Here is a 12,740-nt window from a genome sequence, read left to right as displayed (position 1 = left end):
CTACAAGAAATTAATTTTTACCATTTTTAAAAACAAGTAAATTATTTCTGAAAACAGTATTCTCATAAAACCTTGAAAAAGGTTGAAAATAATTATTTTGAAGGGAGACATAATGATTAATTGAGATGTGCAATGAAGAATATAGATCTAAACGATGTTCATGAGAATACCCGCAAATCATATAATTTGATTTCTGAGAAATACCACGAATTATTTCAAAATGAACTCGATGACAAACCCTATGATCGCCAAATTTTAACGAATTTTGCAGGTTTATTTACTGAAAAAGCGAAAATTTTAGATGCAGGGTGCGGTCCTTCATTTCATATTGGAAATTTCTTGGTCAATTTGGACCTAGAGGTCGTTGGTGTTGATATTTCTGATCGGTGTATTCAAATGGCTCAAAATTTATATCCTTCAATAGATTTTTATCGTATGAATTTAATAGATTTAAAATTTGAAAATGAGACTTTTGATGGCATTATTGCTTATTACTCAATTATTGATACACCAAAGAAAAGTATTCCAGCCATATTCCAAGAATTTTACCGAATTTTAAGACCTAATGGAAAATTGCTGGTTGTTGTAAAAGAAGGGAAAGCAGAAGAATACTTAGAAGAAGTATTTGAGATTCCGACCCACCTCTACTTTTCACAATTTCAAGTAGAAGAACTCCACGAGTTATTCAAAAAAGGGGGATTTGACATTGAATTCTCAGAAACACGGAAACCTAATCCTTCCGAAATCAAAATATCCCGGATTTATGTACTTGGAGGTAAAAAATAATAAAAATAATGCATTACAGTGAATTGGAGAAAAAGTTCAAGATAAAAATTAATTTTCGAGCAATTTTTGAATATCTTGTTCGATTTCAGGGTTATTTATCCGCTTAAACTTATCTTTCGCGAGAGTCAGTTTTTCAATACCTACTGGCTTATCTAAACTTAAAAACTCCATTTTTCCCCAAAGATATAGAATAAAGGCTGTAAAAAGGGCGTTTGCAAGTAGTTCACTTAAACTCAATCCCAAAGTGAAGAAAGTTTGCGCTTTCTCAAATTTTTGCTGAGAAACACATATTTTGGCAATGGTCATATAAATTTCAATTTTTGTATCTGAATTTTCAAAGGGTTCACACTCCTTTACTCGTTCATCAAATACTTCAATAGAGAATTCAGTAGGATCTATTTTATATTTACAAAAATCATATTTTAGCTGAGTATTCCAGAAATCTACTTGATTTCCTTGTTGTTGGTGAAAGTCACACGCTTTGGCATAGTACTCCTGAGCTTTTTCGATCTCATTTTGATCAAAATGGAGATCCCCCAAGCGAGAATGAGCGACGGCGAGATAATCTCCAATTTGTACGGTATCAAATAATTCAACTGCTTTTTGAGAGAATTCTTCTGCCTTCGGAAAATTTCCTTGAAAATAGTTGATTTCTGCAAGATTAATATTGAAAGCTTGAATGTATACAGAATGTTGTTGATCGATAGCATAATGCAAACCTTCTTGGTAAGCTTGTAAAGCAGCATCCAGATTTGCCTGCTGTTCTTGTACGAATCCTAAACCAATTAAAATATCCAGTTTTTCATCAGGGAGTTCCAAGCTTTTACAACAATTCAAAGCAATTTCTTTATAGTTACTTGCTAATTCATATTTTCGTAAATCAGAATAGATATTTCCGGTGAAATTGGCCATTTTACATAATTCTGTTTCATTAGGATGATCTTTATAATAATCCACAAGTTTTAGGCAAAATTCCACACTTTTCTCTTTCTGTTCATGGGTGAAATATTGTGATGAAAGCTCTTTCCAAATTTCATTTCGTTTTTGTTCATCCCCTAATTGCGCAAATACATCTGCGCTGAATTTAAAAAGAAGCATAGCTTCATTAAAATTATTCAAATTGGTAAAGGTAATTTGAGCAAAATTATATAAAGCTAGACTTAATTTCCCATAATCCCGATTTAAATTAAAAAAACGAAGAAGATGACGATATACCTTCCCAACCTGGATATAATTCTCTTCTGTGAGCAAATCTTCCAATTGGTTTTCATAGAATTCAATGGAATCGGGAATGGCTTTAACCAAGTTAAGTTTTGTGGTTGCATCCGATTTCAATTCTTCAAGAGGAGGATCTGAAGGAATTGAATCCAGTAATTGAAAGAATTTTTCTAAATTAGTTCGTGTATGATAGGGATCGCCTAAAATCGAGTAAATAACTCCGAGATTATAATAAGTTTTTGCTTTAATCTCAATATTTGGAATAAAACTCTCAATAAATAGTACTTTCTGATAAGCTTTCAAGAGGTCACTCAAGGGTTCATCAGAACCCCACATGGCCTCCGCCTTATGAAAGAAAGCCTTTAATCGCACTTCTTGATCAGGTTGTTTATTTTGCAATTCCTCAATTTTTTTGGGTAAGACCGTGATATAATGAGTGTCACCACTCAGTTGATATTGTTTCAGAGCGTTTTCATAATAAGGTAGCGCTTTATCAAAATGACCAACTAAAAAATAGAGTTGAGCAATTTTCAAATATGTTGGAGCGAGTATATTGGATTCGATCTGGTAGCTTTCATAAATTTGTTGACTTTGCAGCAAAAAGGAAAGGGACTGCTGAAAATGACCAAAAAATTCATGTTGTTCAGCAGCCCTAACTAAATTTTCTGCCACTTTTTCAGCATTTTCTTCATTTATAGGGAATTTTTGGACTTGCTCAAAATAAAATAATGCCCTTTGATTATCTTGAATTTTAAGATTTACAACTCCGAGCATGTTTAAACAGATCGCCGCATCTTTTAATTTGTGAAGTGTTTCATATAACCTCACACTCTGCTCAAAATACCGTAAGCTTTCATCCCATTTTTCTTGGTGATAATATAAATTCCCAAATCCTTTGCAAATATCTGCGAGATATGACTTTGCTTCCCGCCCATAGACTTTCGAAATGTGATAGGCTTCCTCTAACCGTTCTTGAGCCATGGTAAATTCTTTATTTTGCGCGAGATATTGACCCATAAAAACGAGCAAATCAACCTTTTCCAAAGGTTGATTTGCATCCATGGATTCAGACATTTTTAAGGCCATATCAAGTTTACTCAATGTATTGAAAAATTCATCATCATGGTCTTGGACAAAATCGATGTTACGCCCTTTGTCTTCCAAAGTGATTAAAAATTGAGTAGAAGAAACCAAATCGCGGTTGAACACCCCGTTTAAACTAGAAAAAGAATCATCTTGATTATCTTCAGCAATTTTAATAGATTCTGAATCTTCTTCTTCTGTTGAATTTGATTTTCCACGAAGCTTCATTTTCTGTAGAGTTTGCAAGACTTTTAAGGTGGATTCAGGATCTTTTGTCATCTCTTCTTTCAAATTTTTATTTTCAACCGCATTCAATACTAGAACCGTATCTATGGTTTCTTGGATTTCTTGCACTTGTCGTGTTTCCCCAAGTTTTTCAAAGATGTCTTTCGCTTTTGAAAATAATTCGATCGCCTCCGTATATTTTTCATCGTTGAAGCAATCCTGGGCTTGATGCATAAATTTAAAGGCATCCTTTGATTTTGACCGCGAGTGCCAACTAGCCATCCAACTAAGGTTTTCTTGTGTCAAATCAAAATCATCTTGAGTTAGGAAGAAATATTGGGTTCGATACGCCCTAATATTCTTCCAAATAATACCTAGATGAGCAAAATTTTCAAAATGTCTTTCAAGCATGGAATATTGTTCTAAGCGAGAAATAAGATCGATTGCAAGTTCAAATTTTTCTGTACTTCTGATAGAATCTCGATTAGTAAGGAATAAATAGCCAAGATCAAAGAGAGCATCAATTTTAGCGTATACTTTCCCTTGAAAAGGATCTTCAAAGGGAGGAAGATCAATAGACTTGAATTCTGAAGCAATTGCCTTTTCCAAAAATTTAATTTTGTCGTCTAGCGAGTTTAAATGATGAGTAAGGTCAGAAATGTAAGGAAGGATATTATCGAGTGAGGGAAGAACCCTTATTTCATCTTGCGCAATTTTAATATTCCCGTTGAGTTGTTTGGATATAATTTCAATGTAAGGCGAATGGAGATTTTTTTCTTCAATTAGAGCGAGCGCTTGTTTCCAATGAGTTAAAGCTTTTTCAGGTTGGTTTTGCCCAAATTCGAAATATCCAAGGTCACTTAAAGATTGAGCTTGCCATAAACGCACTAAATCTATTTTTTGCAAAGACTCATACATTTGAAACGTTTTTTGCATATTTTGAATGGCTGAGCCGAGATTATTGGTTTTATAATCAACCCACGCTTTCCATGAATAGAGATCAGCAATCAAAGATTCATTTTTACATTTAGAACCAAGCGAGAGAGCTTGTAAAAAGGCCGATTTTGCCTGTTTATAATCTCCTTTTATGAACCAATATTGAAGGAGTTGAAAATGACCATTTAATTCTCCTATAACATCCCCCATCTGGTGATTAATGGAAATCCCTTCATGATAATTGTTTAGGACGTCTTTTTCAGACATCAGAAATTCACATATTATAGCTAAATCATAACAAATAACACTTTTGAATGCCAAGTTGCCCAAATGTTGAGTTTGAGTATAAGACTCCATCAAATTCTTATTAGATTCCAAATAATTGCCTTGAAAAAATTCAATTCCGGCAATGTTGGTTAAAGTGGCGATTTTTCCCCATTGATTTTGATGTTGTTCAAATACCGTGAGAGCATTTTCAAACATTTCGAGAGTGGCTTCTTTTTGGGAAGAATCCATCACATATTGAAGATAACTGCTGATCACCCCGACATTATTGATAAAAGTGGCCATGTATTCGAACTGATCTGTTTTTTCTGCAATATCTAAACCTTCTTGAAAATGTTGCATAGCAGAATACAACTTCAGCTGTTTTGCTTGAGCTTTACCTAAGTAATTCAAAAAAAGGGTTTGAGAGAGAGGATCATTAATCTTTTGACTTTCTTCTAACCCATTCTTTGCACAACGCCCTAGCGCCTTCCATTGATTAAAATCCGCATATAAAGAACATGCAAATTGCCATTTTTTCACCATCGTTGGTAAATCATTTTGGAATTCTTGTTGAATCCATTGATTAAAATCGGGAAGTTTGGTGGTGTTTTGTAGAATTTCTTCCGATACTAAGGGAAAATTAGGCATCATTTTTGGCCATAAAACGGTTTTCACGAAGTCATGAGTATCGGCTAATACATGATATACTGAAATATTGATGTTCGATGCGATATTGTGCAATAATTGGGAGGTCTTTGAAGAAGGATTCTTGAAAGAATTCGACGTTGAAACTGGGGCGATACAATTAATTTTCCAATGCTTATCAGAAGAATGATCTATCCATACCAAATTTTCAATGGTCGGGAGATTCATTAACATCGGACCGATATCAAAGTCATCACTCCCCGAATAGCCCATGACAATTAAGGTACGGCCTTTAACTAAATTGTAGAAAGGCTGTTGTTTATATTCCTCTAACGTAAAAGTCTCCCCGATCGCCCTATCTCTTCCTAATGACCCCATAGTGGTGATCAGAGACCCTGCGGTATCTTCACCCGTTATAATATTTTTCTTGGAACCATGAATTTTGTAGATCGGACACAATCCTTGTTCTACTAAATCATATGGGCGAAAATCTCGTCCAAAATCCGCTTTTGTTATCACTGGCACAATTTTATATTCTTCGGTGGGTAATAAAATGGCTTGAAGGGCACGCTCCAGCATGAAGTCAAAATTGGTGGTTACTAAATACTGTTTATGCAGTAAAGCACTCGCTAAAAATAAGTGAAGTAGATTAGGTTGGGTTGCGAATTCTAAGTAATCTAAGAAATGTAGATTGGTATCCAGATAGATTTTGAATTTCTCGATGAGTAATTCATACCGTAGATATTGTAAAGAGAGAATGGAGTCTATTTCTTCTTGGGGGGCACAAAGTTCCAAAATGCTCTTGACGAATTGGACCGCGCTAGGAATATTCGCTGGGGCATTCATCGATATTCCTGCCCCCACCAAGAAAGTATAGTTCCCTTCGGGATGGAATAATTCTGAGATTAACTGTGTGGGACTTGCTGTAGAATTTCCCTTCACTCCAGATTGGGTCATGATATAATTACATGGGTTAAATGACTATAAATAGATTTTTGCATCTATTCTTAATTGGCTAAATTTTCTAAAGAAATTACAATTACATTAGTATGACATACTATAAATTGCAAATTTTTTATATCACAGATGTAATGAGGTGAAAAGGAGAGAAAAAGAAAAAAAAAAACTTTAGCCAGATGACCTAGTGGTCATCCTTAGTGATAAAGTTTCCATTTTTTTTATTTGGTGTGATCCTCCTTCTCCCTGTATCGAGATTTCTGAATTAAACGGTGAAAGCCAGTAAATAAATGATAGCGGCTTGTACTGTTCAATAATTCTGAATTTGCTACTAAAAAATTTGATATATTGCGTTTCAAAGCTCGGGTTTGGACACTCTCTATCAAATTATTCTGCTTTTCTAAGCGCACTTTCAATCGTTTTGCCTTTTTCCGATTAATTTCAAAGTGGGGATCATATTGTCGAATCTCATTGAACATTCCATACAGAATCCGAGCATATTTCTGAGCTACTTTCAACATTGCTTTTTTAAAGGGCATATGTCGCAGAAAACGTTGCTTATAGGCAAATGCATCGATATCCGTGTCTTTATTAGACCGTCCAATGACAGCTGCTGCGGCTTGGGATAGTGCCGATCGTAAGTGTTTGTTGGTAAAGCGATTCACATGTCCTTTGGCAGAGTAATTGCCGCTTTGCTGAATGTTCGGAACGACTCCGCAAAATTTGCAAAAGATATTGGCATTCCGAAAGCGTGAATAATCACCAATCTTCGTCAACACAGTTAGAATGGTTGCAGAACTAAAGCCTGGAATGATGCGCATATGCTGATAATGTTTGGCTAAGCTTGGAGTGAGCAGAACTTGTCGTTCTGTTTCATGAAGAAAGTTTGCACTGGATTGTTGACTGCTCATTAAGCATAATAAATCCATTTGAAGGATAAATCGTTGTGTATCTGCTAAAATCACCTCCGCATGAGGTACAATTTCTTCTTGCTTCTTTTCTAAAACTCTGTATTTACCTTTAGTTTTCAAATCTGAGAACAAATGATTATAACAAGCTCCCAAAGACCACGATTGATTGATATATTGATCCAGCAAATGAAGTCCCCACTCGGCATTCAGATCAAACTTGAACTTTTGATTCGCCAAATGAAGTTGTCGATGAATTCGATTTATTAACCTTGTCACTTGCGTTGTGTTTCGATGGTAGGAGCGCATAAGATCTCTGATTGCAAAAAAAACAACACTTCCCACATATCTTGGTCTGAGAATTGAATGGTAGAGTGCTAAGGATGACAAAGTGCGGGCATCAGCACGATCTGTCTTGGATCCCAAATCCTCAATCCGATTATGAACAAGAAGGGGATTCATGGCTATGATGATGTCTATTTGGTGAGGAAATTTCTCTTGAAGTGCCCGATATAGGGCTACGTGATACACACCTGTGCACTCCATCAAAAAAGTTGTAGCTTTGCTGAATCTTTTTAAGAATTGGCATAATTCATTGACTCCTACATAAGTATTCTTGAAATTGTGTTCTTGAATTTGTACATAATCGTTGGTAGGAAGCCTACCACTGACACATAAAGCAATACTGTCTTTATGAACATTCATACCTATCCCATATTCTGAAAATGTCTCAAGTTCTGAGTGGGAATCGTCATTTATGGGGATCAATAGAGGAGAACTATCACTGATCGAAAGTTTTTTCTTCAATAAAGTTGTCATATTATTCACCGAATTCAGCGCTTTCTGAATTCGCACTTTGGTAGAGTGCGCTAAAACTCTGCCAATTTTTCATTTCAAATTTGAACTTGAAATTCTTAAACCATATGGATTCTTCTTTTCTCCCTGTGAACCATGAAAGTCTGGCTGTAGTCTCGGTTCCCCTTGTGTGGAAAGAAAAACCCCGAAGAATTGCATCGGTAGCTTTGGGGACGGACGAAATTTCGTGGCATGGGACTCATCAATGGGAAGACATCCTAGCATTCATCACTGGAATGGATGGTACCAACGACAAGTGTGCCAATATCTCTGAAAGGTAGCTTGACCCTGAGAACCTCTTCCACCCAATGGATGGAAGGGTTCCCCACGGTCGGGTAGGGCAAGGTTATTACTAACCCGTTCCCCCCTCAGAACCACCCATATTTCTTTCAAAGTAAGTGGCTCAAGCAAATAGAACTGATGCGTCACCACAACTCAAATTCGTTCAGGTCACAGTAATCTGGTTGAATATCCCTAAATGCGGTATCAACAGCTCTTTTGCGACTTCCAATTACTTTTTCTATGACAGAAGAATTTAAGAAAAGACTGAATTTGCATTATTATAGATAGAATTGCATATATTATTTTGTTTCCACAACTTTCTTTCTCGAGGATTTAAATAACTCTCCTTTCCTACTCGCCATCGATATTTCTTGCGCTTAACATCTACAAAATAAGAAAGACTCCATATATCACCTGAGAAAACCCAGTTCAAAGAATTGACTGCTTTAAAATACCTTTGCCTTAACCATTTTCTTGGTTTTCGAGGATGCCTTCTGGTACACCACTTCCAGATCCATCTAAATACAATTGAATCCATCCGATTAAAAATACCATTTATCCTACAGTATTGATAATAGCGTGCCCAACCCAAGATTCGCTTGTTCAACGCATAAATTAGAGCGTCACTTTTTATCTGCTTGTGCGAATCTAAAAGAACTTTGAGTTTGTGTAGCATACGTTGAACGGATGCTTTTTCAGGTTGTATCCAAAGAGTTTTATAGGGATGTTGAATAAAATGGAATCCAAGGAATTTGAAACCTTCCGATTTATGAATCAAGACAGTTTTATTGGTATTTAAAGTTAACCCCTGTCTCAAAAGTGTTTTCGCAAGTACATCTTTGATCCTAACAAGAAAATTTTTACTAGTGCTTAAAATGACTATGTCATCAGCGTATCTAACAAGAGTAGTCTGATATTCTTTGCCACGATAAGAAATTTTGCGATTAAATAGATAATCCAAACGATTGAGAGCAATATTAGTAAGAAGAGGAGAAATAATTCCTCCTTGGGGTGTGCCTTTCTCTGTTCCGTATTTGCGATTATTAATCAAAACTCCTGCCTTTAACCATTTCTTAACAAGAGGTTTGAAGACGTGCAACTCGGATAAAAGGGTTGAATGAGCAATGTTGTCAAAACAACCAGTTATATCTGCATTTAAGATATATTCACCTTTACCATATCTAATTGTGTAGTTAATAACCTCAACAGCATCTTGACAACATCGTCCAGGACGAAATCCGAAAGAGTTTTGGTGAAATTTTTGTTCAAATTCAGGTTCTAAAGCGATTTTGACAAGCATTTGGATTACTCTGTCAAACACAGTAGGAATACCAATAGGTCGTAGCTTTCCATTTGCCTTGGGAATTTCAATTCTCTTGACTGGTTTTGGATGATACGACTTAATTGAACTGTAAGAGAAAGTTTTAACTATCTCGTAGAGTGATTCTCTTTCTTTATTATTAAGACATGTGATTCCGTCAATTCCAGGTGTTTTCCGACCAGAATTAAGTTGTGTAACATTTCGTATTGCATACAATTTTACATAATGCGAACGAATTGCTAATTTTTGAAGATTTTTTACCGTTCGAAATTCTTTCTTTTCAGTTGCTATGTAGATTCGATCCTGTAATCGCTCGACGTATGAGCAGACTGAGATCCAATCAATTTTGGACCAACAGACTTGAACTTCATGCCGTTCTTTGTTTGATTCATTGATTTTCTTCAATGTGTAATCACTACTTTTCTTTGAGTTTTCTCGAATCTCTTCTACATTGTTTACCAGTCGGAAGTGGGCACGTTTTCACGTTAATGCATTTGCATTTATCACAACGATTACAGTCATGCTTTAGCTTTCTCCGACATCCTCTATCTACTGATCCATCACCTTCAGTTACCTTTAGGTTACCATTCTGTATAGCATAGCCAGTCTCGATGAGTGGCGGTCATTTTGACCTTACGCTACCATGTCAATGGGGATCATTAGACTTACCGTGTTCCAGATAATTGACTTTTAACAGCTCCCTTAGGTACTGGCTCTTCCCCGATTGCTAAAGGGATGACAAAAGTATAACCCGCGAGTATACTTTACCAACAATAGTGCTATTTTAGCTTGGCGTATCAACACATTTCGCCATCGTTTGTCTTACGAGGTTTAAATACCAGTTCACTTTCGTTTACCATAGGAACCCAAGCTAGCCTTCTTTTTCTGTGTGTTCACAAAAAGAAGTACATTGTCTCCAGAGCTTCACACCCACTTGTTACCAAGTACGCATGTTTGGATAGCTTCACTACGTCATCAGTAGGGCAAATTTCAAATTGTATTTGCATTCAATTATATAGCTTTCACGTCGCACCGCAGAATGACAAACTTTTTTTCAATGTACTGAACTAATCAGAGCACAAAAAAAAATTATTGTTCTCCAATCAGATTCGGGGGAATAAAGTTTAATTAGACACCATAAAATAGATTTTGTCAGTGGATTATATAAATATTATGTGATTTGAGTTGATACATTAAAGATAATGGGATTGGCATCCTATAGCGTAGAGTTAGAATTTGGAATGATGGAAGAAGGTCAATTTTTCTAAACAACTTGACTTAAAGGCTCTAATTGAGAAATAAAGCAACAAATAGAGAAATTGTCGTTATTTTAGATCAAAATAAGTCAAAATTATTGAAAATAGAGAGAGTAAAAAAAAAATGTCACGAAAGAAATCATTTGATTTGTTAAAAAAAAAGGAAAATTTACTTGAGTGAATCGTACTTTTTGTAATTTTCACTTTTTTTAGTAATTTATCACCCATTGGCTTTGAATCCCCCATTTTATACCACATTTAATTTTGTCGAGCAAAAGTGGACACGTTTTTTAGCATTCACAAAATTTCCCGTTTGCTAGGCCAAATTAGTGGATCTTAAATGATCTGATGATGAGCATAAAATCATGCCCAATTTCAAGATTTTAGATAATATAAAAACCAAAACAATTTTATTCTTGTTTTCCTTACACTAATATATTCAATATCTGGGGTGCATCAGCTATTCTAATATTCAAATATCGACGACGGCCTTCAATATATCAAATGCAGTTACATGATTATATCGGTCTGAAATCAACTCAAATACTTGAAATGTGGATTCCAAAGACATATCGCTATGTATATAAAAAATTTAAATGGTTTCCATTCAAGCGTCACGCCCGGAAAGCCCCTTCATTGATAGTTTCTAAATCCCAAACACGATTAGAGCATTATATATACGGAAATATTGCACATATTCTTCCCAAACGGAAGTACTTCATGCGATTTCGCAATCTTGGGCAAACAACTTATGATGATTATGCAAAAGGCATACTTCCGCAGTCAGAGTGGGATATGCTCCACACGCTACCAAAATTTTCAGGATATTTCAATCATATCTTTGAAATGAATGATCTTAGTTACTTTGATAAAATTCAAGATGAATTGGAGATACAGGGAGTTCATTTCAAAGGAATGTTCCTTCATGATATTATCGCATTTGAACTACTTCGTCGCCAGCTTGGATTCAAAGATTATTCAGGTTTAGAAAAAATGTCATATTTTATTGGTGATAATCCTTTGAAGGGGATTTTACATGATTCTTACTACTTTCCCTCCGCGGATGATATCAGTTATATTATGAATCGTATCCCTCTTTCCCGAGTCATGGATTATTTTCATAACTTAGTTCGTGAAGCTTATTGATCTTAGGATAATCATTCCTAGAATCATGATTTTTGATGGTCAATTTGTCAGAACGAACTGTAACAACAATAAAAATTCAAAAACAACAAAGTATAATGATAGTGATGCTGGATATTATCGTCATTCAGGGAAGAAGCTTGGTGTTGGATTTGTTCATTGGACACTTTATGCGTATTGTGGGAGCTGGAAACGGGCACTTCCAATACATTTTGAGACTTTTCCAGGCAATATGAACGATAAACCAGCATCCCGCAAAACCTTTACCGCTTTTAATAATCTTAAAATTGGAGAGTGGAAGATGGTGATGGGTGATACAGGTACGTATTGTAAGAAAAGTCTGGAATTTTATCAAGATCGGGGCATTTTTCCTTTGCTTCGTGCACCAAAACACCTTAAAACTCATCCAACTCGGGAATTAAAAAAAGGATTTTGGTTTAATTCCGATTATTTTCCACCTGGATGGACAGAGCAAGACATATTATTAATGTATGCTCAACGACCTTTAGTTGAAGCAGGTCAATCTGCAAACCCTACATTTTATAATCAAAAACGATTAAATACTCGTGGATTGAATATGGCCCACCTTCATCGTACCTTAACATATATACTGGATTTAATGCGAGCAATTACAGCATATAAATTAGGTAGAACTGACTTATTGACGAAATTAAGTGCATTTTCAACTGGAAGGGAGTTTAAAACAAACTCTATGTGGATTAAACTAGCACGAGATTCAGGTTTTTGTCAACTTCAAGAGATTGCTTTAAATCCACGACAAAAAGCATTTTGGGATAAACGTCGGAAGTGGGAAGCAGAATTAAGAAAAAAACGAAAAAACGGTAAATTTTAAGTTTT

The 12,740-nt window shown here is 35.5% G+C and carries 7 protein-coding genes; 4 read left to right on the top strand and 3 right to left on the bottom strand.

What is annotated here, in order from left to right; all coding sequences use genetic code 11:
- Window positions 1-132: 132 nt before the first annotated feature.
- Complete coding sequence (locus NEF87_RS22555; RefSeq protein ID WP_457917607.1) at window positions 133-786, top strand: class I SAM-dependent methyltransferase; 654 nt, start codon at window positions 133-135, stop codon at window positions 784-786.
- A gap of 48 nt (window positions 787-834) precedes the next feature.
- Here the strand turns inward: NEF87_RS22555 and NEF87_RS22550 are convergent, their stop codons facing one another.
- Window positions 835-6,117, bottom strand: a complete 5,283-nt coding sequence (locus NEF87_RS22550; protein ID WP_457917606.1) for a tetratricopeptide repeat protein — start codon at window positions 6,115-6,117, stop codon at window positions 835-837.
- 221 nt (window positions 6,118-6,338) lie between these two features.
- A complete protein-coding gene (locus tag NEF87_RS22545; protein WP_457917605.1) occupies window positions 6,339-7,844 on the bottom strand; it encodes an IS110 family RNA-guided transposase in 1,506 nt (501 codons plus the stop codon).
- A gap of 104 nt (window positions 7,845-7,948) precedes the next feature.
- Between NEF87_RS22545 and NEF87_RS22540 the strand changes: the two genes are divergently transcribed.
- Entirely contained in the window at window positions 7,949-8,161 is a 213-nt protein-coding gene (locus NEF87_RS22540) for a hypothetical protein (protein WP_457917604.1), read from the top strand.
- Window positions 8,162-8,415: 254 nt separating this feature from the next.
- On the opposite strand, the gene ltrA is transcribed toward NEF87_RS22540, so the two are convergent.
- Window positions 8,416-9,888 carry a group II intron reverse transcriptase/maturase gene (gene ltrA / locus NEF87_RS22535; protein ID WP_457917603.1) on the bottom strand — a complete coding sequence of 491 codons (1,473 nt, stop codon included), beginning with the start codon at window positions 9,886-9,888 and terminating at the stop codon, window positions 8,416-8,418.
- A gap of 1,355 nt (window positions 9,889-11,243) precedes the next feature.
- Between ltrA and NEF87_RS22530 the strand changes: the two genes are divergently transcribed.
- Both NEF87_RS22530 and NEF87_RS22525 read left to right on the top strand, forming a co-directional pair.
- Window positions 11,244-11,885: a hypothetical protein gene (locus tag NEF87_RS22530; protein ID WP_457917602.1), complete on the top strand. Its 642-nt coding sequence runs from the start codon at window positions 11,244-11,246 to the stop codon at window positions 11,883-11,885.
- A 25-nt stretch (window positions 11,886-11,910) separates the two neighbouring features.
- The gene (locus tag NEF87_RS22525; RefSeq protein ID WP_457917601.1) at window positions 11,911-12,735 is read left to right on the top strand and encodes a hypothetical protein; all 825 of its coding nucleotides are present in this window, start codon (window positions 11,911-11,913) and stop codon (window positions 12,733-12,735) included.
- Window positions 12,736-12,740: the final 5 nt, after the last annotated feature.

Origin of the sequence: Candidatus Lokiarchaeum ossiferum, assembly GCA_025839675.1 — an archaeon.
Classification (GTDB): Archaea; Asgardarchaeota; Lokiarchaeia; order Sigyniarchaeales; family Promethearchaeaceae; genus Lokiarchaeum; species Lokiarchaeum ossiferum.
The sequence above is the reverse complement of the archived record's forward strand: the minus strand, read 5'-3'. Positions and strand labels throughout refer to the sequence as shown.

Excerpts from the sequence above, each read along its gene's own strand:
- NEF87_RS22555 (WP_457917607.1), top strand. The coding sequence starts at position 133 with ATGAAGAATATAGATCTAAACGATGTTCATGAGAATACCCGCAAATCA.
- NEF87_RS22550 (WP_457917606.1), bottom strand. The coding sequence starts at position 6,117 with ATGACCCAATCTGGAGTGAAGGGAAATTCTACAGCAAGTCCCACACAG.
- NEF87_RS22545 (WP_457917605.1), bottom strand. The coding sequence starts at position 7,844 with ATGACAACTTTATTGAAGAAAAAACTTTCGATCAGTGATAGTTCTCCT.
- NEF87_RS22540 (WP_457917604.1), top strand. The coding sequence starts at position 7,949 with ATGGATTCTTCTTTTCTCCCTGTGAACCATGAAAGTCTGGCTGTAGTC.
- NEF87_RS22530 (WP_457917602.1), top strand. The coding sequence starts at position 11,244 with ATGCAGTTACATGATTATATCGGTCTGAAATCAACTCAAATACTTGAA.
- NEF87_RS22525 (WP_457917601.1), top strand. The coding sequence starts at position 11,911 with ATGATTTTTGATGGTCAATTTGTCAGAACGAACTGTAACAACAATAAA.